The following is a 21,471-nucleotide window of genomic DNA, read 5'->3' as shown; positions in this document are numbered from 1 at the left end:
GTCGGTCGCACCCAGGGGGCAGAATGTTGGGGTGCCGACCGCCGGATACCGCCGCCATCTCTACCGCGACGACGCGGTGGTGCTGCGCGTGCAGAAGCTGGGCGAGAGCGACCGCATCATCACCCTGCTCACCCGGCGCCACGGCCGGCTGCGGGCGGTGGCCCGGGGCGTACGCCGCACCACCTCGCGCTTCGGCGCCCGGCTGGAGCCGTTCGGCCACATCGATCTGCAGCTCGCCGGTTCGCCCGAGGGCGTCGGCAGCAGCCTGCACTCGGTGAGCCAGGTCGAGGCGGTGGCGCTCTACGGCAAAGACTTCCTGAGCGACTATCCGCGCTACACGGCGGCCAGCGCCATCGCCGAGACGGCCGAGCGGCTCACCCCGGTCGAGCGCGAGCCCTCGCTGCGCCTGTTCCAGCTCACCCTGGGCGCGCTCAAGGCACTGGCCAAGGGCGAGCACGCCGGCAGCCTTGTGCTCGACGCCTACCTGCTGCGCGGCATGGCGGTGGCCGGCTGGGCGCCGGCGATCATCGAGTGCGCGGTCTGCGGCACCGCGGGGCAACACGCCGCCTTCTCGGTGCCGGCCGGTGGCGCGGTCTGCCCCGACTGCCGCCCGCCGGGCGCGGCCCACCCCAGTCCCGCGACGATCGGCCTGATGAACGCGCTGACCATCGGCGACTGGGTGGTGGCCGACGCGTCCGAGGCCCCGGTGCGCCGCGAGTGCAGCGGCCTGGTCGCCGCCCACCTGCAATGGCACATGGAGCGGGCGTTGCGCTCGCTCCCGCTGGTCGATCGACGGGAGAACTCATGACGCCGCGTCCACCGACCCCGCACATCTCCGGGGTGAAGCCGCCCGAACTGCCCAAGGCGGCGCTGCCCAAGCACGTGGCGCTCGTGATGGACGGCAACGGCCGCTGGGCCAAGGAGCGCGGCCTGTCCCGCACCAAGGGCCACGAGCAGGGCGAACACTCGCTGTTCGACACCATCGAGGGCGCCATCGAGCTGGGCATCCCCTACCTTTCGGCGTACGCGTTCTCGACCGAGAACTGGAAGCGGTCGCCCGAAGAGGTGCGCTTCCTCATGGGCTTCAACCGCGACGTCATCCGCCGCCGCCGCGACCAGCTGGTCGACCTGGGCGTACGCGTCGTGTGGTCGGGCCGCCGGGGCCGGCTGTGGAAGAGCGTCATCTCCGAGCTCGAGACGGCCGAGCAGATGAGCCAGAAGAACAAGAAGCTCACCCTGCAGTTCTGCGTCAACTACGGCGGCCAGGCCGAGATCGCCGACGCCACGGCCGCGATCGCGCGCGACGTCGCCGCGGGCAAGCTCGACCCATCCAAGATCAATGAGAAGACGATCGCCAAATACCTCTACCACCCCGAGGTGCCTGAGGTCGATCTCTTCCTGCGGCCCTCGGGCGAGCAGCGTACGTCGAACTTCCTCCTCTGGCAGTCGGCCTACGCCGAGTTGGTCTTCCTCGACACCCTCTGGCCCGACTTCGACCGCCGCCACCTGTGGTATGCGTGCGAGTTGTACGCCAGCCGCGACCGCCGCTTCGGCGGCGCCGTCCCCAACCCGGTCAGCCCGACCTGATGGTCCGCTGTCGTCGCCCGGCCGGTGTCTGCGCTTCTGACGGCGGTGTTGTGGGCGCTGAGTGCGGTTTCGCGGGCGTTGGCTGCGGTTTCGCGGGCGTTGGCTGCGGTTTCGCGGGCGGTGACTGGTGAGCCGGCTCTGGTTGGCGCGGCATGCTGAGGCGGCGCCGGGTGGCATGGAGTTGTCCGCGACCGGACGGCGTCAGGCCGAACTGCTCGGCGAGCGGCTGGCCGGTGCGGGAATCACGCGCATCAGCCACAGCCCGCTCCCTCGTGCGGTTCAGACCGCGTCGATCGTGGCCGCGGCGTTGCCCGGGGTGCCGGTCGTGGCGGCCGAAGAGCTGACCGACTCCGACCCCACCGAAGACCCCGCGGCGGCCGAGGCGATGGTGGCGCGCTTCGCCGACCCGCCGGCCGACGAACTGTGCATCACCCATATGTTCCAGGTCGGCTGGTTCGTGCGCGCCGTCCTCGACGCGCCGGCCGCCCGGTGGTCCGCGCTCAACTCGGCCAACACCGGCGTGACCGTGCTGCGCTGGAGTGCGACCCCCGGCGTCCCAGTGTCGCCCCTGGTCTTCAACGACCTCACCCACCTGCCGCCCGATCTGCGCTGGACAGGTTTTCCACCCGAGCTGCGCCTGCCCTGACGGCGGCCCGGGCCGGCGCCGGAGCTGGGCACACCGTCACGTCACGCCGGCCGAAGTTATCCACAATTCCCGCCTGCCCACAGGCTGCCCGCGGTGATGCCCGGATTTTCGGGACAATGGACTGCGGGGGCTCCCCCAGGGAGGGTGGGGTTCGGCTGGTTGGCGATCATGGGCCTGGCCTGGCTGGTCAGTGGGTCAGGGGCTGGTCGAGCGGGTCCGCTTCGGCCAGGAGGACGCTGACGGCGGCGTCGACATCGGAGAGATCCGGGAGCACCGCGTGGGCGCCGGCCAGGGCCAGGTCGGCCATCTTGGTTCTGCCGGTGGCCACGGCGACGGCGTACGCGCCGTTGGCCAGGGCCGCGGTCACGTCGTGGACGGTGTCGCCGATGACGACGGGCTGGAAGGGCTCGCCGTACTTGGCCTCGGCCCGTTCCAGGCTGCGGCGGACCAGGGTGGCGCGCACGCTGTCGTCGGTGCCGTAGCCGCCGACCTCGGCGTCGAAGGAGGCGCTGAGGTCGAAGGCAGCCACCTTGGCCGCCGCCACCTCGGGCACGTTGCCGGTGACCAGCGTCTGCACCACGCCGGGGTCGTCGCCCAGGCGGGCCAGCACCGCCCGCACGCCGGGCATCAGGGTGCCCTGCTCGGCGAACAGATGCTTGACCCGGTGCACCTCGGCCACGTACCGCGGAAAGAACTTCTCGGGCGTGCAGTCGGTGACCCCATGCGTCGCGAAGACTTCGGCGCAGACGTCGGTGTCGGTGCGCCCGCCGAAGTTCGGTGTCTCGCGCCAAGCCACCCCGGTGACGGCGGTGAAGGCCGCCTGCCAGGCCATCGTCGTGACGCCGCCGCCGCGCAGGAGGGTGTGGTCGATGTCCCACATGATCAGGCGCCTCATTCGCGCAGCGCCCGTTCGATGTGTTCGACCTTGGCGTCGAGGGCCCCGGTGACGCCGGGGCGCACGTCCGCCTTGAGGGACACGCTGACCCGCGGCGCGTGCGCGGCCACCGCGTCGACGGCCTGTTTCACGACGGCCATCACCTCGTCCCATTCGCCCTCGATCGTGGTGAACATCGCGTCGGTGCGGTTGGGCAGCCCGGAGGCGCGCACCACGCGCACCGCCTCGGCCACGAGATCACCGACGGAGTCACCGACGCCGAGCGGCGTCACAGAGAAAGCAACCAGCACGCCCACATAGTCGCAGCTCCAACCCGGTTTCGGGCAGCCCGGCGAGCAATACCGTCGATGGCGCGTCCAGGGCCTGAGAGCGCTCTCACGGCATGTTCGCGCAGTTGGCGACGGGTTTGGCAGGGGTCGGATGCGACGAGAATCGGATCGCGCTCCCGCGAGAAGTGCGAGCTGTACCTATGTTGCATTCTTATGGTCGGGTGACTAGTCTAGTCATATAACAACTAGGCGCTAGTCGTCTAGGCGCTAAGATGAGAGGAGGTGACCGAATGGAGGCGTTGATGAGCGCGACCAAGATCAAAATTGAGGTCGAGATCGACCGCGAGGTGCTGGCTTTCGCCGCCCGGATGTTCGGCACGGAGACACACGAGAAGACGGTCGAAGCCGCGGTTCAGGACGCGGCCGACCAGCAGCGGCGCGGGGAGGCGTTCGAGCGGCTCGGCAAGATGGGGGATGCGGGCGATTTCGACATCCTGCTCGACAAGAGGAACTACCGCATATGAGCCAGGCGAGTTACCTGGTCGACACCAGCGCCTACGTGCGACTGACGACGAATCCTGGCGTTCGCGCCGCCTGGGATCACAAGGTCAGGCGCGGCACGCTGGTGGTCTGCCCTCTCAGCGAGTTGGAGATTCTCTTCAGCGCCAAGTCGCGAGAACACCGTGAAGAGATGATCGCCAACTTGCGGGAGTCGTACCGATGGGTGGTCATGCCCGACCGAGCCTTCGAGCGGGCAGAGGAAGTGCAGCAACAGTTGGCCGATCAGGGCCGTCACCGAGCGGTCGGTCCCCTCGACCTGCTGGCGGCGGCCACGGCTGAGGAGCACGAGATGGTGCTGCTGCACTACGACAAAGGGTTCGAATGCGTCTCGGAGGTGACCGGGCAGCGCGTGCAATGGCTCGCGGAGCCCGGCACGATCTCCTGACAGGTCAGCGCTTGGCTTCGGCCAGCGCCTGGCGAATCTGGTCGGCGCTCGCAGGAGTGCCGGCCTCTACTCCGTACGTGCCGTAGGGCGGGCCATAGACCGGAGTACCTGGCTCCTGGCGCCAGCTGTCGGCCAGCGTCCCCGCGTCGACCGCGTCGTAGCCGATGGCGTCGAGGAACTCGGTGGCTGTCTGCTTCGCGGCCGCGTCGTCGCCCGCGATGGGCAGGGCCGAGCGGTCAGCCGAGCCCGACGGGCGGGGCAGCGAGGCCAGGTGGCCCGAGTAGATGTTGTTGAACACTTTCACCACGCGCGCCGAGCCCAGCGCCTCCTGCTCGAGCTGGGCGCTGGTCTTCTCGCCCTCGTCGAGCGCCTCGAAGGCGCCGTCGCGCTGCGGGTAGTAGTTGTTCGTGTCGAGCACGACCTTGCCGGCCAGCTCGGCCACCGGCAGCTGCGGGAACGCCTTGAACGGCACGCTCACCACCACGATGTCGCCGGCCGCCGCGGCCTCGGCCGCGCTCGCTGCGCGAGCCTTGGGGCCGAGCTCGTCGGTGAAGTCCTTGAGGGTCTCGGGACCGCGGGAGTTGCTCACCACCACGTCGTAGCCGCCCGCGACCGCGAGTCGCGCCACCGTGCCGCCGATGTTCCCGCTACCGATGATTCCAATCGTCGTCATGACCGCGACAACCGCCGGCACGTACGCATCATTCCGTGTTTAAACAAGCTAGCAAAGGTGTGTACAAAACGGTATCGAGCGGACGGCGGAGTGCCTTCGGGTAGATGTCGCCCTAGCGTTGCCGCGATGATCACTGCACACGCCGCCGGCGCCTGGCAGCTCGGCGATCAGGTCGTCAACCGCATGGGCTTCGGCTCGATGCGGCTCACCGCGAACCCCGACCGCAGCGTCGCGATCCGCGTCCTGCGCCGGGCGGTCGAACTGGGCGTCAACCACATCGACACGGCCGCCTTCTACGTGAGCCCCGGCGGCATCATCGACACCGGCAGCGGCCCCCGGAGGTATGCCACCGAGCTGATCCGGGAGGCCCTTTTCCCGTACGACGGAAGCCTGTTCCTCGCCACCAAGGTGGGTCCGGGCTTGAGGCCGGAAGGCGACTGGGAGACCGCCGACACCCCGGCCCGCTTGCGAGCCCAGGTCGAGGAGAACCTGCGCCGCCTCGGGGTGAACCGTCTCGACCTGGTCAACCTGCGCCTGACCAGCCGCACCGCGCCCGTGGCCCCGCGCTTCGAGGCGCTGGCCGCCCTGCGCGACGAGGGCCTGATCCGGCACCTGGGCATCTCGAACGCCACCCTCACCCAGATCGACGAGGCTGCCGCTGTCGCCCCGATCGTCTGCGTTCAGAACAGCTTCGCCGTCGACCTTCGCCGGGACGCTGCGCTCGTGAAAGAAGCAGCGTCGAGGGGCATGGCTTTCGTGCCGTTCTTCGCCATCGCCGGCCCCGGCCGCGAGGGCGGCCCCACCGCGGGCACAGACAACGCCGTACGCGAAATCGCCGCCGCCCACCACGTCACCGAGCATCAGATCCGTCTGGCGTGGACACTGCACCAGGGCGGCAACGTCCTCGCCATCCCCGGCACCGGCGACGAACAGCATCTGCTGGACAACATCGCCGCCGGCGCCGTGCGTCTCACCGCTGAGGATCTGGCCCGCCTGGGCTGAGGTCAGCCGCGGAGCAGGGTGGCGATCTCGCGGGCCAGCTCGGTGGAGGCCTCGATCTCGGCCTTGCGGATGGAGACGCTCTCGACGTTGAAGCCGTAGGGCATGCCGAGGCGTCGGCAGAAGGCCTTCAGGTCCTCGGCGATGGCCAGGGCCTCGCGGCGAGAGGTGGCCAGGGGATCGGAGGACTCGAGCAGCTCGGTGGCCAGCCACGGCGGGACCTGCACGCCCAGCCAGCCCAGGAACTCGAGCGTCTTGGCCGACCCGCAGAGCGACAGCGTGAAGATGAGCGGACGCGGGGTGATGCCGGCCTCGCGACAGGCGTAGAAGTAATCGGAGACCAGGTTCTTCGTCTCGTTGAGGTCGTACACGACCTGGGAGATGAAGTATGTGCAGCCGCGCTCCTGCTTGGTCAGCATGCGCAGGTGCTCGTCGCCGTGGCGGGTGTGGCGGTCGCCGATCACGACGGCTCCCAGCGGCAACTGGGGGCGTACCTCGGCGTGCAGTTGCTGGGCCCGCCGCAGCGACGTCTGCACGGGCTTGCCCCCGGAGGAGGCGCCGACGAAGACGCTCAGCGTGCGGGCGGCGTCGGCCGTGGCCAGCCAGCCGCGCAGCTCGTCCTCGGTGTACTTGCCGACGCAGCGGTAGATCACCGTGGGCCGGTCCCAGTCGCCGAGGTGGTCGGCGTAGTACGACGCCGGGTCGAGGGTCGGCAGGTACGGGAACGGGCGCTCCCCGGCGACGCGGTCGGACTCGTCGTCGATGTCGTAGAGGATCAGGCCGTCGAGGTCCAGGCCGGACAGCCGGCGCACGGTGATCTCGGCGATCTCTTTGACCCGCTCGGGAGCGGTGTTGCGGCGCGGCGGGGTGATGCTGAACAGCATCACCCCGCGCTGCGGGTCGGCTAGCTTGGACTGCAGCGAGTTACGAGGCACCGGCCCAGCGTAGAGAATCGGCTAGGCGTGGTCGGCGCAGCAGGGGGTGGGGTCCCGCGTTTCGAACGGCACCAGCAGGCCGCCCGCGGCCGGCATCGTCACCAGAACGAGGTCGCCCCCGCGGAACTGCGGCCGGACGAAGTCGCGCGTGTCGAGCTTCAGCGCCTCGTCGGCCGGACCGGAGCCCAGCACCTCGACCCGGTCGATCGCGCTGCGGGACAGCACCTCGCCGACGGAGAGGGTGCCGGTCAGGTCCCGCGAGCCGGGGAAGATCACCGCGCGGCCGAATTTCCCGGTTGCTGCCTCGTCGGCGGCCGTCTGAAGCGGAGCCGGCGAGGCCGGTGCGGACGCGGACGCGCCGACCAGGCTGATCGCCACGTGCGGGAACGGCGTCCGGACCAGGTGCGTGCACGCCAGCGACGGCGCCGGGTCGAGCGAGAGGATCCAGTGATCGGCCGCGCCGACCTCCCGGTGCCCGAGCGAAACGCCGAGAACCGAGGGGCCGGCAACCGAGCGGTACAGGGTCACTTGGGCAGGACCCAGATCGGGTTGGTGTAGAACCACAGGTCGCCCCACGGGTCGGCGTCGCCGATGACGTCGAGCTTCGGTCCGTACGGGTCGACGCCCACCCCCATCAGGCCGGGCTGGGTGCGGTTGCCGTCGGTGCCGCGTACCCGCACGTAGAACGGCTTGTCGAGGCGGCCGAACGAGTACGTGATCGACACCCGGCCCGAGGTCTTGGACACCTCGAACGACTTGACCACCTTGGTGTCGGGGGCGGTGTAGGCGTCCTTTTCGGTGACCGGGCCGGTGACCGTGCCGACGATGAGGTCGACGCGCTTGAGCACCGGGACGAACTGCGCCCAGTTGGGCACGTCCTGCAGGTCGATGTCGAGGGTGATCTCGGTGGTGGTGCCGCGCTTGACGTGCAGCACGCCGCCGAGCCCGGTGCCGGTGGCCGAGCGGCGGTCGCCGGCCACGCGGACGCGCGCGTCCAGCCCCTTGATCAGCCGGCCGTGGTCGACCCAGACCCGGCCCGCGCGCAGGCCGTCCATGACCTGCTTGTAGCCCCACGACGTGGCGCCGACCGTGGTGCGGCCGTAGAAGCCGGGCCAGAAGTCGCCCGCCGTGGTCAGCGTCTTGCCGGTGTGGACGGGGTCGTTGTACTTGCCGTTGACCTCGAAGTTGCTGCCCGGTCCCCGGTCCGACTGGTCCAGGTAGTTGACGTGCGAGTCCGAGTTGACGGTGATCCACCACGCCTTGCCCTCGGCGAGCAGGCTGTCCCACAGGCCACCGACGGTGGCGGTCATCCAGTCGAAGCCACCCCAGGTGCGGTAGCTCTCGAGCGGGTAGCCCGGGAACGAGGCGGCCGACGGGTTGTTGTCGTAGTAGCCGCGGGCGCCGCCGCGGCCGTTCGGGGCCGGGATGCCGGCGGCCTGGTGGCCGGGCGCGCCCTCGAAGCCAACGGCGACGGTCGGGTCGGCGTCGCGCCAGTTGCGGATCTCGTGCGGCGAGTCGATCCCGCGGCGGGCCGGGTGGTTGGCGAAGAACAGCGCGCCGTCCACCTTGCGCGCCTTCACCTGCGAGGCGAGGAACTTGATGCCGGCGATCGCGGCCGCCTCGTTCTGCTCGGTGGTGTTGGTGGCGGGCAGCTGCGAGCCGTCGTAGCTCTGCTCGAACTTCTTGAGGACCTCGACCTCGTTCCGGCTCGGGGTGACGAAGACGGTCGCGTGCTCGGCGCCCGGGATGTTCCACTCCAGACCCTGGAACGTGAGCAGGTCGCGCAGTTCGTCGCGGGTGGCCCGGATGTCCGGGTTGACCTTGTCGACGCCGATCTTGGCGTGGGTGGCGCTGCCGTGGTCGGTGATGACGACCCAGTCGAGGCCGAAGGCGCGGCCGTGCCGGGCCTGGTCGATCACCCGGTACTGGGCGTCCGAGCTGTACTGGGTGTGAATGTGGTGGTCACCAGACAGCCAAACTAGCCCCTTTCCCGACGAATTCTGCCCGTGGGCCACAGCCGGGGCGGGGTTGGCCAGCACAGACGCGGCCGCACCGGCGCCGAGCAGGCCCGCGCCGCGCAGGAACCCACGGCGGGACACGTCGGACGGCGAGAGCTCGCTGTCCGGGATGGTCAGGTCGAGAGCGGGCGAGACGTCGCTGCCCTCGTGCACGTTGTCGTGGTGGTGGTGATGGTCGTGGCCGTGACCCATATCGGTGATCTCCCACAGATTGACGCATGCGGACTCCAGCACACATTCGCGGCGGTAGATCAACAGCCCGTGTATCGAGCATGACTTTCGTCAGTACGCGCGACTGCCGTTCGGGTCGGGTGGCGGCGGCACCTGCGGTTCTACCGTGCGGCGCATGGTGATAACCCTGCAGACACTGACGAAGAGATACGGCGCCACCCTGGCCGTCGACGGGCTTGATCTGGCGGTGCGGCCCGGCCTGGTCACCGGGTTTCTCGGACCCAACGGCGCCGGCAAGTCGACCACGTTGCGCATGATCCTCGGGCTCGACCGCCCGACGTCGGGGCGCGCGCTCCTCGACGGGCGACCCTATTCCTCGTACGCCTGGCCCCTGCGCAAGGTCGGGGCCGTGCTCGAGGCCAAGGCGGCTCACCCCGGCCGTACGGGAAGAAACCACCTGCTCGCCATGGCGCGCAGCAACGGCATCCCGGCCGCACGGGTCGACGAGGTGCTGGCCCTGGCCGGACTCGGCGGAGCGGCCCGCAAGCGGACCGGCACGTACTCGCTGGGCATGGGGCAGCGGCTGGGGATCGCGGGCGCGCTGCTCGGCGACCCGCCGGTGCTGATCCTCGACGAGCCGGTCAACGGCCTCGACCCGGACGGGGTGCGCTGGATCCGGGGCCTGATGCGCGACCTGGCCGCCGAGGGCCGCACGGTGCTGGTCTCGAGCCACCTGCTCAGCGAGATGCAGGTGACCGCCGACCACCTGATCGTCATCTGCAACGGGCGGCTGCTGGCCGACGCGCCGATCGAGCAGATCCTGGCCGGGCACGCCTCGCTGGAGGACGCCTACTACACGCTGACCGAGGGGAGCGCGCTCCGATGACGATGCTACGAGCCACGATCAGCGCCGAATGGATCAAACTCTGGAGCACTCGTACGGTGTGGTGGGCGCTCACCGCCGCACTCGTGCTCATGGCCGCGGGCGCCGGACAGTACGCGCTCTACGCGAGGAACGGCGACATCGACGAGAGCTCGGCCGGGGAGATCGCCGCGCTCGGCCTGAGCTTCGCGCAACTGGCCTTCATCGCTCTGGCCTCGATGGTGATGACCGGCGAGTACTCGGCCGGCACGATCCGGGCCACGCTCACCTGGACCCCGCTGCGGCCCCGGCTGCTGCTGGCCAAGAGCGTGGTGGTCGCCGCCGTCACGCTGGTCGCGGGCACGATCGTCGGCTTCGTGGGCACGCTCGTCGCCGCCTCGATCCTGGACGACAGCTCGATGGGGGCCGCGGCCCCGAAGATGGGCCTCTACCTGGCCCTGCTCGGCGTGTTCGCGGTCGGCCTCGGTGCGGCGCTGCGCGGGCCGGTGGTCACCCTCGTGGTGCTGCTGATGCTGGTCGTGGTGGTGCCGCCGCTGCTCCAGGTGCCGGATCTGGCCGTGCTCAACACGATCGCCGACGCCCTGCCCGGGGTGGCCGGCGAGCGGTTCCTCAACGAGAACTCGTACGCGGGGCTGCTGATCGTGACAGCCTGGGCGGCCGCCGCTTTCCTGATCGGCGCCCGCCTGCTCGACCGCCGCGATGCCTAGACCAGCCCGGCTTCGTAGGCGACGATCGCCGCCTGCACCCGGTTGCGCGCGCCGAGCCGGCTCAACAGGCTGCTGACGTACGCCTTCACGGTGCCCTCGACGAGGAAGAGCCGCCGCCCGATCTCCGCATTGGACAGTCCCTCACCGATCAGGGCCAGCACCTCGCGCTCCCGGCCGGTGAGGGAATCCACCTTCGACCGGGCTTCGGCTCCCGCACCCAGCCGTGCGCCGGCCAGCTCGGTGATGACCCGGTGGGCCACTCGCGGCGACAGGTAGGCCGCGCCCGCCGCGACCGCCCGGATCGCCGCGGTCAGCTCGCGCGGGTCGCTCGACTTGAGCAGGAAGCCGGCCGCCCCGGCGGCGATGGCACGCACGATGTACTCGTCCTCGCCGAACGTCGTCAGCATGAGCACGCCGGTGGCGGGCGCGACCCGCCGGATCTCGGCCGCCGCGGCCAGCCCGTCGCGCCGCGGCATCCGGATGTCCATCAGCACGACGGCGGGCCGGTGCCGCCGCACCAGGTCGACCGCCTCGATCCCGTCCCCGGCCTCGGCGATCACCTCGATGCCGGCGTCGTTGTCGAGGATCGCGCGGATGCCGGCCCGGATCATCGCCTCGTCGTCGGCGATCAGCACCTTCACCGCAGTCGTTCCTTGCCGGTCAGGCGGCCGTCGGTGAAGCACAGCCGGTAGGTGGCGCCGGCCATCGGGAAGTTGCCGTCGGTGTAGAGCTCGCAACCCCGGGGCCGGTCGCCGGGTGTCTGGCGGGCCGGCAGCACGTCGACGAGATCGGCCCGCGGTGTGCCCGTCCTCATCGCGTCGAACGCGGCCTCGTCGAGCACCGAGCCGGCGACCGCGAACGGGTAGTAGCCGATTGCGGTGACCGTGGCCAGCACGAGCGGAGTGAGGATCGCGGCGGCCAGGCTGCGGCGCGCGCGACGCCGGGCATCGTGCATCTCCTCCTCCACCGGCGGGTTGTCGAGCACAGGCGTGGCATCGTGCGGAATCTCGGCCGTGGTGCGGAAGCCCCCGTCGGGAGTGGGCTCGGCGGTCAGGGTGCCGCCGGCCAGGCGCAGTCGTTCCCGCAGCCCGGCCAGGCCCAGCCCGGTCGTTGCCGCGGGCCGGGGCGGTGTGGCCGGCGCCTCGCTCGTCACCGAGACGGTCGATCGGGTGCCGTCGTCGGCCATCAGGACCCGTACGGTGGCGCCCGGCGCGTGCCGGCTCGCGTTGGTGAGCGCCTCGCGCAGCACGTGGTGGACGGTCGGCGCGGCCGGTGGGGGCAGGTCGCCCGTCCGCGTGAGCAGGACAGTCATCCCGGTCGCCCGGTGCCGCTCGACCAGCGCTTCGGCCTGTTCCCCGGCGGGCTCGAGGGGCGCCGCGTCGTCCTCGTCGCGCAGCACCCCGATGATCTCGCGCAGCCGGTCGGTGGCGGCGGCGGCCGACTCGCGGATGCGGCCGGCAGTGGCGCTCTGCTTCTCGGCCAGCCCCGGAGTGGTTTCGAGGGCGCCGGCGTGCAGGGCGATCAGGCTCAGCTCGTGCCCGAGCGAATCGTGCATCTCCTGCGCGATGCGGGCCCGCTCGCGCAGCCGCACCTCGCGCACGACCAGCCGTCGCTCGTACTCCAGGCGGGCCGCGCGTTCCCACCCGGCCGACACGAGCCGGGTCTGCTGCGCCCGGTAGCGCCCGGCCAGCCACGGGAAGACGCCGAGCAGCAACAGCGACATGGCCAGGAAGAACCATTCGCCCAGGCTGGTGCCGAACACGGTGAAGTTGAGCGCCGTCCCGCCGGCCGCGATCACCGCGAACGCGGCGGCGACCACGCGGATCCGTTCCGTCCGCAACCCGGCCAGGTAGCTCATCACCGGCAGGCCGAACACGAAGTTCCCGTCGGCCAGCGTGCCCACCAGCACCACCAGCAGACCCACCACCGGCGACCGCCGCACGGTCACCACCAGCACGGCTGCGACCACGAGCGCGGCCAGGACCCTGAGCACGTCGCCGTTCATCACCTGGTGCACCAGGACCGGCGCGATGAGCACCGCCCCGAGCAGCCCGTCGGCCAGCCACTCCCGCCGTCCCCGCATCCGGCCAGGTTATCGACGCGCCCGGCCCGCCACTACTGCCGAAAGTCAAGGGTGGCCGCCTGTGGATGACGAACGCGGCGGTCAGTGCTGATCGGGTAGCGTCAGCCCGCTTCCCTCCCTCGTGGGCGGGGGAGGCGGCGGCTCAGCGGCGGCGGGTCAGATGATCGGGCGGAAGAGGCCCAGCGCGATCGTGGTGCCGAGGATCAGGGCCGACAGCACCGCCGCGCCGGCCACGAGCATCGCGTCGGCCCGGCGGAAGACCTGCCTCCGGGCGTACGTGCGGGGAACCCCCGAGTCGAAGCCGCGCGCGTCCATCGCCACCGCGAGCCGGCCGCCCCGCCGCAGGGCGCCGACCAGCAGGGCGAAGGCCGTCGAGACGAAGAGTCGCAGCACGGCCACCGGATTGCGGCCGGCGTCGATGCCGCGGGCCCGGCGGGCCAGCGTCAGCATCTGCCATTCGGCGCCGAGCAGCGGCAGCAGGCGGAACGCGGCCAGCGCGCCGAGGGCGAACCGGGCCGGCGCCTTCGCGTTCTGCACCAGGGCGTCGGCCAGGTCGGTCGGGTCGGTGGTGGCGAAGACCAGCACGCCGGGAACGGCCACCGCGAACAGACGCAGGATCAGGCCGAGCGCTGCCATCAGCACGCCGGTGGTGACGTCGAACGGGCCCAGGTTCAGCAGCAGCGAGCCACCGCGCTCGGCGGCGAACAGCACCATCGTGACCAGCAGGCCGAACGCGCCGATCAGCAACGGCCAGGCCCGCCGGACGAGGGTGGAGTACCGCAGGCCGAAGAGCGGGACGACGGCCAGTTCGACAGCGAGCGCGATGGCGGGGGTCAGCGGGTCGAGTGTGGAGATCAGCGGAAGCGAGAAGAGCAGCGCGGCGGCCAGCTTGGCCACCGGGTTGCGGCGGGCCAGCGGGGCCGAGGGGTTCGCGACGGGCTGGAGCGCGAGAGTCATGGGCCGCCGCCGGGGCGGCGGTGGGGGAGGGGATCGCGCACGCGGGCGGAGCCCAGGCGATGGGTGCGGTCGGCCACAGTTTGCACGAAGTCGTCGTCGTGGGTGACCGCGACGATGCCGTGGCCGTCGTCGCGCAGCGTGGCGAGCAGGGTGACCAGCTCGATCCAGGTGCGCCTGTCCTGGCCGAAGGTCGGCTCGTCGAGCACCAGCAGGCGGGGCGCGGTGGCCAGCGCGGTGGCCACGCTCAGGCGGCGGGCCTCGCCGCCCGAGAGCGTGTACGGGTTGGCCCCGGCCAGCTTGCTCAGGCGCAGCCGGTCGAGCAGATCGTCGACGATCCGGGTCACTTCGGCCGCTGACCGGCCCAGCCGCCGCGGGCCGACGGCCAGCTCGTCGGCGACGCGGGCGGTGACGAACTGGTGCTCCGGGTTCTGGAAGACCGAACCGATCCGCCCGGTCAGGGTGGCCGCCCGCCACCGGTGCGGCGGGCGGTCGTCGCCGAAGCCGTGCACCCGGCCGCCGGTCGGCGCGAGCAGGCCGCCGAGCGTCAGTGCCAGCGTCGACTTCCCGGCGCCGTTGGGGCCGGTCACGGCCAGCACCTCGCCGGCGTTCACGGCCAGTGACACCGGCGCGAGTCTCTGGCTCACCGCCACCTGCGAAGCACGGACGAGCTCGGGTCCGGGCGGGGTGGCCGACTTGAGCGGGGGGATCGTGAAGCCGGGCACCCAGACGCCCTCGTCGGCCAGCCGGTCGCCGTACGCCGCGAACACCATCTCGGGCGCGCCGTCGGCTCGCACCCCGCCACCCGCCTCGAGCACGACCACCCGGTCGACCAGGGGCAGCGCCTCGGCCACCCGGTGTTCGACCAGGATCGTGGTCTGGTCCCGCAGCGCGGCGAGCGACTCGCGCACCAGCTCGGCGCCGGCCGGGTCCAGATTGGCGGTCGGCTCGTCGAGCAGCAGCAGGCCGGGCCGCAGCGCCAGCACCCCGGCGAGCGCCAGCCGCTGTGCCTCGCCGCCGGACAGCGCTGCCGTCGACCGGATGATCGGGTAGGGAAAGCCGACCCGGTCGAGCGCGTCGCTGACCCGGGGCCAGATCTGGGCCGGCGGCACGCCGCGATTCTCCAGGCCGAACGCCACGTCGTCGCCGCTGCGGGCCATGACCAGCTGGGTCTGCGGATCTTGGAAGACGATGCCCACCCCTTGCCCGGGTTCTCCGTGCCGTCCGGAGGACCAGGCTTCGGTTGTTGCGCGGTGGCGGGCCTTGAGCGGATCGAGGCCGTCGATCTCGATCGTGCCCGCGGCCTCGCCCGAGTCCTCCGGGAGCAGGCCGGCCAGCGCCGCGAGCAGGGTGCTCTTGCCGGCCCCGGAGGGACCGAGCAGGAGCACCCGCTCGCCGTGCGCGATGTGCAGGTCGACGTCGCGGACAGCCCAGGCGCGCCGGCCGGCATGCCGCCAGCCGAATCCGCGGAGGACGACCTCACTCATATCTACCAATCGAACCAAATCAGACGAGCGCGCGCGACCGGCCCGCCGGGAAACGATCGAGAACGCCGGTCTGGGCCAGCGCGCGGGTCAGCAGCACGCTGCCGAGCCCGGCGATGACCAGAGCCGACACCCCGGTGATGAGGATGTACGGGATCCGCATGGTGGCCCACGACGTGCCGCCGTACCAGACGAACGCGTCGTAGACCGCGGCCACCACCCCGGCCGTCGCGCCCGCCAGCAGCGCCACCGGCAGGCGGTAGACCTTGTAGGCGAAGATCGCGAAGATCAGCTCGGCGCCCAGCGCCTCCAGCGGGCCCTGCACGACGATCGTCCAGCCCCAGCTCACGCCGATGGCCACCGAGACGAGCGAGGCCAGCGAGAGGGTGTAGAACGCCGCGCCCGGCTTGCGCACGATCAGCGCGCCGAGCACGGCCGGCACCAGCCAGACGCCGTAGAGCACGGCCCGGCCGGGCAGCGGGATGGCGTCGGCGGGGCCGTTCCAGAGCAGACCCCACGCCCAGAAGATCACGCCGAACGAGACGGCGATGATCGAGGCGATCACGATGTCTATCGTGCGCCAGCGGTTGTTCATGGTTGGAACCTCCCAGTTTGTACCGGGAGGAGACGCACGCCGTCTCCCGGGCGGGCCCGGGACACGGCGCGGCTGGAGAAAAGACCGAACTTCCTGCGCTGGCATTACCCAGATCAGGTGCGAGGGTCTGCGGTCGCCCGCACTCTCAGCGCTGTGCGCTCCCCTGTCGGACGAGCTTCGTTCGCGACGTACGGTGACCGTCGAGGACAAGGCTCGGTGCTGTTGTGCTGTGTTTCGATGAACGTAACACCGTAGCGGGTCGCCGAACAGCGAGGGAGTGATCACATGGAGATCAAGGCGCGTGGCCTGACCTTCGACGTGTACGAGGGCGGGCCGGCCGACGGCGATCCGGTGCTCCTGCTGCACGGTTTCCCGCAGGACCACCGCGAGTTCGATCTGCTCGCGCCGAAGTTGCACGCCGCCGGTCTCCGGACGTACGCCCTGGATCAGCGCGGCACCTCGCCCGGCGCCCGCCCGGCCGAGGTCAGCGCCTACCACCTGAGCGAGCCGACTGCCGACGCGGTGGCCGTGCTCGACGCGCTCGGCATCGAGTCGGCCCACGTGATCGGGCACGACTGGGGGGCGATCGTCGGCTGGTGGCTGGCCTCGGCGCACCCCGATCGCCTGCGCACCCTGACCGCCGTCTCGGTGCCGCACCCCAAGGCGCTGGGCCTGGTCCTGCGGACGCGCGCGTCCCAGCGGGCCCGGATGACGTACTTCAAGGTCTTCCAGTCCCGGCAGGCCGAGCGGTTGCTGCTGGCCCGGGACGGCGCCGTGCTGCGGGCCATGTTCAAGCCGATCGGCCACCGCGGCGACAAGTACGTCGAGGCGATGCGCGACGACCCGGGCCGGCTCACCGGCGGCCTGAACTGGTACCGCGCGGCAACCGGCAACCCACCCGGCGGCCCCGGCCCCATCGAGGTGCCCACCACCTACGTCTGGAGCGACAAGGACGGTGTGGTCTCGCTGACCGCCGCTCTGCGTACGCGCGACTGGGTCCAGTCCGACTACGAAATGGTTGCTATGCGGGGTATCAGCCATTGGGTACCGGAGCAGGCCGCGACCGCCCTCGCCGAGGCGGCGCTCCGCCGGATCGGCCGAGTTTGATTTCTGTTCACTTTGGGGAATCCGCAGCGTCATGGCAGACGAGGTACGTGGCAGGCACGAAACAGAGAAGCAGCGCTGGGACCGTAATTTCGCCGATCTGTTGCAGGAGCTGCGGGTCGCCCAGACCGGCATCCAGATCCTGTTCGCCTTTCTGCTGACCCTGCCCTTCAGTAACCGGTTCCCCGAGGTCACGCAGTTCCAGAAGGACGTCTACGTGGTGGCGCTGCTGGCCGCGGCCGGCGCCACCGCGATGATCATCGCGCCGGTCGCCTTCCACCGGGCGCTCTTCCGGCAGGGCCGCAAGCCCGAGCTGGTGCGCTACGCCCACGCGATGGCCACCGGCGGGCTGTTCTTCCTGCTGGTCTCGATGGTCAGCGCGGTCCTGCTGGTCACCGACTTCATCCTGGCCCGGCCGATCGCGTTCGTCTTCACCGGGATCACCGCCGCCTTCTTCCTCACCTTCTGGGCCGCTGTGCCGTTCTTCCGGCGCAACTGGATCGAGGACGAGGACGAGGAGGAGGAGGAGGACGAGCGGGTCAGCCGGACGGAGGTCACCCCCGGCGAGACCGCAGACCGAGTCTCCTGAGCTCGAGCTCGGCCAGCGCGTCGACCGCCTCGGCGTCGCCGTTGCGCCAGCTCTGGGCGATGTCCGGGCCGAGCTTGGCCAGGCGGTTCAGCGGCTGGCCGGCCAGGGCACGCAGGGCCAGCAGGTCGCGGCCGGCGGGCTGATCGCGTACGGCCGAAGCCACCGCGGCCCGGCGCATCCAGCGCAACCGCAGCGGGAGCCAGCCGAACAGCACCAGCGCCAGCGGAACGGCCACGGCGATCAGCGCGACCACGAGCGCCAGCGTGTCGACGATGTCCTGCTGCTGGCGTCCGGCCTCGGCGATTGACCGGGCGGCCGAGGCGGCCCCCTCGAACGGCTTGACCAGCTGGTCACCGACGAGCGGCACCCCGCCGACCTTGCTGCCGGCGTCGGTCAGGTTGTCGGCGATGCCGCCGCCGGCGCTCTCGAGCTTGGCGCCCGGCACAGCCAGCTTCTCGACCATGTCGTTGACCCACAGGCCCGCCCGGACCCACGCATAGACCCAGAGGACCACGAGGATGTCGGTGAGGAGCTGGCGTACGGCGGCGGGGACCCGGTCGGCATAGATCTTCACGCCGCACAGCGTCCCATGGGGACGAAGTCAGCGCTTCGCGCAGACGGGGCACGTTCCGAAGATCTCCAACGTGTGCGAGACGTCGACGTAGCCGTGCCGGCTCGCCACCTTGTCGGCCCACGACTCGACCGCCGGGCCCTCCACCTCGACCGCGCTGCCGCACTCCCGGCACACGAGATGGTGGTGGTGGCCCTGGCTGCACCGGCGGTAGAGGTGCTCGCCGCCGGGCGGGCGCATGACGTCGATCTCGCCCGCGTCGGCCAGCCCCTGCAGGGTGCGGTAGACCGTGGTCAGGCCCACGCGCTCACCGCGTTCCTTCAGCCGGGCGTGCAGCTCCTGCGCGCTGTAGAAGCCCTCGGCCTCGGCCAGCACGGCGCTCACCGCGGTGCGCTGCTTGGTGTTGCGCTGCCCGACGTTCTGTTCGGTGCTCACGATCGGACCTCCCTCGCGTGACTGACCGCGTCGGCGACGATGTGCGCGACGTGATCGTCCACCAGCGAGTATGCGATCTCCCGGCCACGTCGTGCACCCCGGACCACCCCGGCGCCCCGCAGCACCCGCAGGTGCTGGGAGACCAGGGGTTGCGGCGCGCCGAGCTTCTCGACCAGCTCGTGCACGCAGCGTTCACCGGCGCCCAGCTCGGCGACGATCGCCACCCGGATCGGCGCGGACAGGGCTCGCAGCAGCTCGCCGGCGGATTCGTACGCCTCGTATCCGCTCGTCATCGGACCTCCTGCAGGACCTGGCTACTGGGCGTGGTTGTCATTGTGGGCTCAGACCTTTTGCAGGACGACGTCAGGTGGTTCGACTTCGTGGGGCGGGTGGACACGTCGCCGCACCACGCGCCAACCGGCGGCGCCGACCGTGATCGCGACGAAGACGGCCAGGGCCAGGATCACCGTGGTGGCGCCGGGCGGGGTGTCGGCCTCGGCCGAGACGACGACCCCGGCGCCCGCGGCGACCAGGCCGATCGCCATCGCCGCGGCCATCGTGGTGCGGAAGCCGCGGGTGACCTGCTGGGCGGCGGCAACCGGAATCACCATCAGGGCCGAGACGAGCAGCAGTCCCACCGTACGCATGGCGATCGTGACCGTCACGGCGGTGGTCACCGCCATCAGGATGTTGAGCGCGCGCACCGGCAGGCCGCTGACCCGGGCGTATTCCTCGTCGTTGCAGACCGCGAAGAGCGCCGGCCGGAAGGCCAGCATGGCGATCAGCACCGCCGCCCCGAGCACGGCGATCACCGCGATGTCCTCGGGGGACGTGGTGATCAGCGAACCGAAGAGGTACTGCACCAGGCTGTTGCTGCTGGCGTCGTCGGAGAGCGCGACCAGCACCACGCCGCCCGCGATGCCGCCGTAGAACAGCAGCGCCAGGGCCAGGTCGCCCGAGGTGCGGCCGCGCTCGCGGATCAGCTCGACGCCGACCGCGCCGATCGCGGCCACGATGACCGCGCTGAGCACGGGGGACTGGTTGAGCAGCAGGCCCACCCCGACGCCGGTCAGCGCCACGTGGCCGATGCCGTCGCCGATCAGCGAGAGCCGGCGCTGCACCAGATAGATGCCGAGCGCGGGAGCGGCCAAGCCGATGATCAGCGCGCCCATCAGGGCCCGCATCATGAAGTCGTACTGGAAAAGGTCCATCGCTAGCTGGCCGCGATCCGGTCGGTGGGAGCGACGCAGATGCCGGTCGCCTGGGGCACGGCGTGCGGGTGAACGTGGTCGTGGCCGGGCTCGGCGTGGTGGCCGGCCGGCTCGGGCGGCGGGCCCACGTGCGCGATGCGGCCCTCGTGCACCACAACCGCCCGGTCGATCAGCGGCCGCAGCGGGCCGAGCTCGTGCGCGACCAGCAGGATCGCGCCGCCGGTGGACTGGAACCGGCTCAGCGCGGCCGCGAACGCCTCCTGGCTGGCCGCGTCCACCCCGGCCGTCGGCTCGTCGAGCACCAGCAGATCGGGCTGGCCGGCCAGGGCGCGGGCGATGAGCGTCCGTTGCTGCTGTCCACCCGAGAGCGTGGTCACCGGGTCGTTGATCCGATCCAGCAGGCCGACATCGGTCAGGGCGTCGCGCACCGCGGTCTTGTCGGCGGCCCGGGACATCCGGAAGATGCCGCGCCGCGCCAGGCGCCCGGAGGCCACGATCTCGCCGACCGTGGCGGGCACGCCGCTGCCCGCGCCCAGGCGCTGCGGCACGTAGCCGACGCGGGCCCAGTCGCGGAATCTGCGCTGCGGCGTGCCGAACAGGTCGATCTCGCCCCGGGTGAGCGGGGTCAGCCCCAGGATCGTCCGGATCAGGGTGGACTTGCCGGAGCCGTTGGCCCCGAGGATCGCCACCACCTCGCCCGCGCCGACCTCGAACGAGACGTCGTGCAGGATCTCGCGGCCGTCGTAGCCGACCGCGGCGTGGCGCACCGTCACGACGCTGCGGGTGTTGCCGCTCTCCACGCTCATCACGAACATCCCAATCCGGTCTTCAACGTGGCCAGGTTCTGCCGCATGACCCCGAGGTAGTCACCCTGGGCATCCACGAGCCCCTCCAGCGGGTCGAGGACGGCTGTCTTCGCGCCGACCTCCCGCGCGATGGTCTCGGCCACGGCCGGGCTCACCAGGGTCTCGAAGAAGATCGTGGTGGTGCCGGTCTCCCGGGCCTCCTGGGCCACGGCGGCGAGCCGCTGCGGCGAGGGCTCGGCCTCGGGGTCGATACCGGAGATACCCACCTGGTGCAGGTCGTAGCGGCTCGCCAGGTAGGCGAAGGCCGTGTGGCTGGTCACCAGCTCGCGGCGCTCGCAGGTCTTGAGGCTGTCGGCGAACTCGGTGTTCAGCGTGCCCAGCTCGGCCACCAGGGCCTGGGCCCGCTCGCGATAGCCGGCCGCGTGCTCGGGGTCGGCCTCGGCGAGGCGCTCGCCCAGCTTCCCGGCGATCGTCGAGAACCGCACCGGGTCGAGCCAGACGTGCGGGTCCTCGCCGTGCCCGGCCTCTTCGTGCTCGTGCCCGTGGTCGTCCTCGCCGCCGGCGGGCAGCAGGGTCACGACCGACGCGGCGTCGAACGAGCGGTCCTTCGCCTCCTGGGCGACCGCCTCGTCGACGGCCGGCTGGAAGCCCTTGATGTAGACCGCGAGCTTGGCCTCGGCGACGTCACCGACCTGGCGCGGGGTGAGCTCGATGTCGTGCGGCTCGGCGCCCGGCTTGGTGAGGTTGGTGACGCTGACCACGTCGCCTCCGATCCGCTCGCTGAGGAACTGCAGCGGATAGAACGCCGTGACGATCTCGAACTTCCCGTCCGCCGTCCCGGCCTGGCCGCCGCAGCCGGCGAGAGCGGCGGTGACGAGCAGAGCAGGAAGCAGACGGCGGCGCATAGCAA

At 71.2% G+C, this 21,471-nt stretch carries 26 protein-coding genes, 1 pseudogene and 1 riboswitch; of the genes and pseudogenes, 10 read left to right on the top strand and 17 right to left on the bottom strand.

Features of this window, described 5'->3' with window-relative positions; all coding sequences use genetic code 11:
- The first annotated feature begins 31 nt into the window (after window positions 1–31).
- The 3 genes from recO (at window position 32) to LXN57_RS23445 (ending at window position 2,233) form a co-directional block, all read left to right on the top strand.
- Entirely contained in the window at window positions 32–808 is a 777-nt protein-coding gene (gene recO / locus LXN57_RS23455) for a DNA repair protein RecO (RefSeq protein ID WP_251800324.1), read from the top strand.
- Window positions 805–1,587: an isoprenyl transferase gene (locus LXN57_RS23450; protein WP_221376516.1), complete on the top strand. Its 783-nt coding sequence runs from the start codon at window positions 805–807 to the stop codon at window positions 1,585–1,587. Before recO ends, LXN57_RS23450 begins: the two co-directional genes overlap by 4 nt.
- A 127-nt stretch (window positions 1,588–1,714) precedes the next feature.
- Window positions 1,715–2,233, top strand: a complete 519-nt coding sequence (locus LXN57_RS23445) for a histidine phosphatase family protein (protein WP_251800323.1) — start codon at window positions 1,715–1,717, stop codon at window positions 2,231–2,233.
- Window positions 2,234–2,420: 187 nt separating this feature from the next.
- On the opposite strand, the gene LXN57_RS23440 is transcribed toward LXN57_RS23445, so the two are convergent.
- Complete coding sequence (locus LXN57_RS23440; RefSeq protein ID WP_251800322.1) at window positions 2,421–3,128, bottom strand: HAD family hydrolase; 708 nt, start codon at window positions 3,126–3,128, stop codon at window positions 2,421–2,423.
- Window positions 3,125–3,424, bottom strand: coding sequence for an MTH1187 family thiamine-binding protein (locus LXN57_RS23435; RefSeq protein WP_251800321.1), 300 nt, complete (start codon window positions 3,422–3,424; stop codon window positions 3,125–3,127). Before LXN57_RS23435 ends, LXN57_RS23440 begins: the two co-directional genes overlap by 4 nt.
- Before the next feature lie 275 nt (window positions 3,425–3,699).
- Between LXN57_RS23435 and LXN57_RS23430 the strand changes: the two genes are divergently transcribed.
- Both LXN57_RS23430 and LXN57_RS23425 read left to right on the top strand, forming a co-directional pair.
- On the top strand, window positions 3,700–3,921 hold the full coding sequence (locus tag LXN57_RS23430; RefSeq protein ID WP_251800320.1) for a DUF2191 domain-containing protein: 222 nt from the start codon (window positions 3,700–3,702) through the stop codon (window positions 3,919–3,921).
- A complete protein-coding gene (locus LXN57_RS23425) occupies window positions 3,918–4,343 on the top strand; it encodes a PIN domain nuclease (RefSeq protein WP_251800319.1) in 426 nt (141 codons plus the stop codon). Before LXN57_RS23430 ends, LXN57_RS23425 begins: the two co-directional genes overlap by 4 nt.
- Window positions 4,344–4,347: 4 nt before the next feature.
- Here the strand turns inward: LXN57_RS23425 and LXN57_RS23420 are convergent, their stop codons facing one another.
- Window positions 4,348–5,016 carry an NADPH-dependent F420 reductase gene (locus LXN57_RS23420; RefSeq protein WP_251800318.1) on the bottom strand — a complete coding sequence of 223 codons (669 nt, stop codon included), beginning with the start codon at window positions 5,014–5,016 and terminating at the stop codon, window positions 4,348–4,350.
- 126 nt (window positions 5,017–5,142) lie between these two features.
- On the opposite strand from LXN57_RS23420, the gene LXN57_RS23415 reads away from it, so the two are divergent.
- Entirely contained in the window at window positions 5,143–6,018 is an 876-nt protein-coding gene (locus tag LXN57_RS23415) for an aldo/keto reductase (protein WP_251800317.1), read from the top strand.
- Window positions 6,019–6,020: 2 nt separating this feature from the next.
- Here the strand turns inward: LXN57_RS23415 and LXN57_RS23410 are convergent, their stop codons facing one another.
- From LXN57_RS23410 to LXN57_RS23400, 3 genes are read right to left on the bottom strand one after another with little or no spacing between them, the layout of a single operon-like run.
- The gene (locus tag LXN57_RS23410; protein WP_251800316.1) at window positions 6,021–6,950 is read right to left on the bottom strand and encodes a methylenetetrahydrofolate reductase; all 930 of its coding nucleotides are present in this window, start codon (window positions 6,948–6,950) and stop codon (window positions 6,021–6,023) included.
- Window positions 6,951–6,971: 21 nt separating this feature from the next.
- Entirely contained in the window at window positions 6,972–7,478 is a 507-nt protein-coding gene (locus LXN57_RS23405; protein WP_251800315.1) for a hypothetical protein, read from the bottom strand.
- Entirely contained in the window at window positions 7,475–9,223 is a 1,749-nt protein-coding gene (locus LXN57_RS23400) for a twin-arginine translocation signal domain-containing protein (RefSeq protein WP_251800314.1), read from the bottom strand. Before LXN57_RS23400 ends, LXN57_RS23405 begins: the two co-directional genes overlap by 4 nt.
- A gap of 94 nt (window positions 9,224–9,317) precedes the next feature.
- On the opposite strand from LXN57_RS23400, the pseudogene LXN57_RS23395 reads away from it, so the two are divergent.
- Together LXN57_RS23395 and LXN57_RS23390 are read left to right on the top strand one after the other, a co-directional pair.
- A pseudogene (locus LXN57_RS23395) lies at window positions 9,318–9,965 on the top strand (ABC transporter ATP-binding protein); the annotation flags it as partial.
- Window positions 9,966–10,021: 56 nt separating this feature from the next.
- Window positions 10,022–10,729 (top strand): ABC transporter permease, encoded by a 708-nt coding sequence (locus LXN57_RS23390; protein ID WP_251800312.1) that lies wholly within the window; start codon window positions 10,022–10,024, stop codon window positions 10,727–10,729.
- Here the strand turns inward: LXN57_RS23390 and LXN57_RS23385 are convergent.
- From LXN57_RS23385 to LXN57_RS23365, 5 genes are all read right to left on the bottom strand, one after another.
- The gene (locus LXN57_RS23385) at window positions 10,726–11,370 is read right to left on the bottom strand and encodes a response regulator transcription factor (protein WP_285904664.1); all 645 of its coding nucleotides are present in this window, start codon (window positions 11,368–11,370) and stop codon (window positions 10,726–10,728) included. The two genes, LXN57_RS23390 and LXN57_RS23385, sit on opposite strands and share 4 nt — an antisense overlap.
- Complete coding sequence (locus tag LXN57_RS23380) at window positions 11,367–12,812, bottom strand: sensor histidine kinase (protein ID WP_251800311.1); 1,446 nt, start codon at window positions 12,810–12,812, stop codon at window positions 11,367–11,369. The genes LXN57_RS23385 and LXN57_RS23380 overlap by 4 nt, the downstream gene beginning before the upstream one ends.
- A gap of 156 nt (window positions 12,813–12,968) precedes the next feature.
- Window positions 12,969–13,769: an energy-coupling factor transporter transmembrane component T family protein gene (locus LXN57_RS23375; protein WP_251800310.1), complete on the bottom strand. Its 801-nt coding sequence runs from the start codon at window positions 13,767–13,769 to the stop codon at window positions 12,969–12,971.
- On the bottom strand, window positions 13,766–15,253 hold the full coding sequence (locus LXN57_RS23370; protein ID WP_251800309.1) for an ABC transporter ATP-binding protein: 1,488 nt from the start codon (window positions 15,251–15,253) through the stop codon (window positions 13,766–13,768). Before LXN57_RS23370 ends, LXN57_RS23375 begins: the two co-directional genes overlap by 4 nt.
- A gap of 19 nt (window positions 15,254–15,272) precedes the next feature.
- The gene (locus LXN57_RS23365) at window positions 15,273–15,845 is read right to left on the bottom strand and encodes an ECF transporter S component (protein WP_221376505.1); all 573 of its coding nucleotides are present in this window, start codon (window positions 15,843–15,845) and stop codon (window positions 15,273–15,275) included.
- A 72-nt stretch (window positions 15,846–15,917) separates the two neighbouring features.
- Window positions 15,918–16,020, bottom strand: a riboswitch (TPP riboswitch).
- 110 nt (window positions 16,021–16,130) lie between these two features.
- Here LXN57_RS23365 and LXN57_RS23360 point away from each other — a divergent pair.
- Both LXN57_RS23360 and LXN57_RS23355 read left to right on the top strand, forming a co-directional pair.
- Window positions 16,131–16,952 carry an alpha/beta fold hydrolase gene (locus LXN57_RS23360; protein WP_251800308.1) on the top strand — a complete coding sequence of 274 codons (822 nt, stop codon included), beginning with the start codon at window positions 16,131–16,133 and terminating at the stop codon, window positions 16,950–16,952.
- A gap of 31 nt (window positions 16,953–16,983) precedes the next feature.
- Window positions 16,984–17,538, top strand: a complete 555-nt coding sequence (locus LXN57_RS23355; protein WP_251800307.1) for a DUF6328 family protein — start codon at window positions 16,984–16,986, stop codon at window positions 17,536–17,538.
- Here LXN57_RS23355 and LXN57_RS23350 read toward each other — a convergent pair.
- The 6 genes from LXN57_RS23350 to LXN57_RS23325 are packed head-to-tail and all read right to left on the bottom strand — an operon-like array spanning window position 17,504 to window position 21,466.
- Entirely contained in the window at window positions 17,504–18,112 is a 609-nt protein-coding gene (locus LXN57_RS23350; RefSeq protein WP_251800306.1) for a hypothetical protein, read from the bottom strand. The two genes, LXN57_RS23355 and LXN57_RS23350, sit on opposite strands and share 35 nt — an antisense overlap.
- 27 nt (window positions 18,113–18,139) lie before the next feature.
- On the bottom strand, window positions 18,140–18,544 hold the full coding sequence (locus LXN57_RS23345; RefSeq protein ID WP_251800305.1) for a Fur family transcriptional regulator: 405 nt from the start codon (window positions 18,542–18,544) through the stop codon (window positions 18,140–18,142).
- Window positions 18,541–18,837, bottom strand: coding sequence for an ArsR/SmtB family transcription factor (locus LXN57_RS23340; RefSeq protein WP_221376500.1), 297 nt, complete (start codon window positions 18,835–18,837; stop codon window positions 18,541–18,543). The genes LXN57_RS23345 and LXN57_RS23340 overlap by 4 nt, the downstream gene beginning before the upstream one ends.
- Window positions 18,838–18,885: 48 nt before the next feature.
- Window positions 18,886–19,755 (bottom strand): metal ABC transporter permease, encoded by an 870-nt coding sequence (locus tag LXN57_RS23335; RefSeq protein WP_251800304.1) that lies wholly within the window; start codon window positions 19,753–19,755, stop codon window positions 18,886–18,888.
- Window positions 19,756–19,757: 2 nt separating this feature from the next.
- Window positions 19,758–20,561, bottom strand: coding sequence for a metal ABC transporter ATP-binding protein (locus LXN57_RS23330; RefSeq protein ID WP_251800303.1), 804 nt, complete (start codon window positions 20,559–20,561; stop codon window positions 19,758–19,760).
- Window positions 20,561–21,466: a metal ABC transporter substrate-binding protein gene (locus LXN57_RS23325; RefSeq protein ID WP_251800302.1), complete on the bottom strand. Its 906-nt coding sequence runs from the start codon at window positions 21,464–21,466 to the stop codon at window positions 20,561–20,563. Before LXN57_RS23325 ends, LXN57_RS23330 begins: the two co-directional genes overlap by 1 nt.
- Window positions 21,467–21,471: the final 5 nt, after the last annotated feature.

It is taken from the genome of Paractinoplanes hotanensis (assembly GCF_023717965.1).
Classification (GTDB): domain Bacteria; phylum Actinomycetota; class Actinomycetes; order Mycobacteriales; family Micromonosporaceae; genus Actinoplanes; species Actinoplanes polyasparticus.
This window is presented reverse-complemented; position numbering and strand designations above follow the sequence as displayed.

Bases quoted from the DNA above. Each gene is read 5' to 3' on its own strand.
- LXN57_RS23380 (WP_251800311.1), bottom strand. From the start codon at position 12,812: ATGCGGGGACGGCGGGAGTGGCTGGCCGACGGGCTGCTCGGGGCGGTG.
- LXN57_RS23340 (WP_221376500.1), bottom strand. From the start codon at position 18,837: ATGACGAGCGGATACGAGGCGTACGAATCCGCCGGCGAGCTGCTGCGA.
- LXN57_RS23420 (WP_251800318.1), bottom strand. From the start codon at position 5,016: ATGACGACGATTGGAATCATCGGTAGCGGGAACATCGGCGGCACGGTG.
- LXN57_RS23365 (WP_221376505.1), bottom strand. From the start codon at position 15,845: ATGAACAACCGCTGGCGCACGATAGACATCGTGATCGCCTCGATCATC.
- LXN57_RS23450 (WP_221376516.1), top strand. From the start codon at position 805: ATGACGCCGCGTCCACCGACCCCGCACATCTCCGGGGTGAAGCCGCCC.
- LXN57_RS23425 (WP_251800319.1), top strand. From the start codon at position 3,918: ATGAGCCAGGCGAGTTACCTGGTCGACACCAGCGCCTACGTGCGACTG.
- LXN57_RS23390 (WP_251800312.1), top strand. From the start codon at position 10,022: ATGACGATGCTACGAGCCACGATCAGCGCCGAATGGATCAAACTCTGG.
- LXN57_RS23370 (WP_251800309.1), bottom strand. From the start codon at position 15,253: ATGAGTGAGGTCGTCCTCCGCGGATTCGGCTGGCGGCATGCCGGCCGG.
- LXN57_RS23335 (WP_251800304.1), bottom strand. From the start codon at position 19,755: ATGGACCTTTTCCAGTACGACTTCATGATGCGGGCCCTGATGGGCGCG.
- LXN57_RS23430 (WP_251800320.1), top strand. From the start codon at position 3,700: ATGAGCGCGACCAAGATCAAAATTGAGGTCGAGATCGACCGCGAGGTG.
- LXN57_RS23355 (WP_251800307.1), top strand. From the start codon at position 16,984: ATGGCAGACGAGGTACGTGGCAGGCACGAAACAGAGAAGCAGCGCTGG.
- LXN57_RS23360 (WP_251800308.1), top strand. From the start codon at position 16,131: ATGGAGATCAAGGCGCGTGGCCTGACCTTCGACGTGTACGAGGGCGGG.
- LXN57_RS23415 (WP_251800317.1), top strand. From the start codon at position 5,143: ATGATCACTGCACACGCCGCCGGCGCCTGGCAGCTCGGCGATCAGGTC.
- LXN57_RS23375 (WP_251800310.1), bottom strand. From the start codon at position 13,769: ATGACTCTCGCGCTCCAGCCCGTCGCGAACCCCTCGGCCCCGCTGGCC.
- LXN57_RS23440 (WP_251800322.1), bottom strand. From the start codon at position 3,128: ATGAGGCGCCTGATCATGTGGGACATCGACCACACCCTCCTGCGCGGC.
- LXN57_RS23325 (WP_251800302.1), bottom strand. From the start codon at position 21,466: ATGCGCCGCCGTCTGCTTCCTGCTCTGCTCGTCACCGCCGCTCTCGCC.
- LXN57_RS23330 (WP_251800303.1), bottom strand. From the start codon at position 20,561: ATGAGCGTGGAGAGCGGCAACACCCGCAGCGTCGTGACGGTGCGCCAC.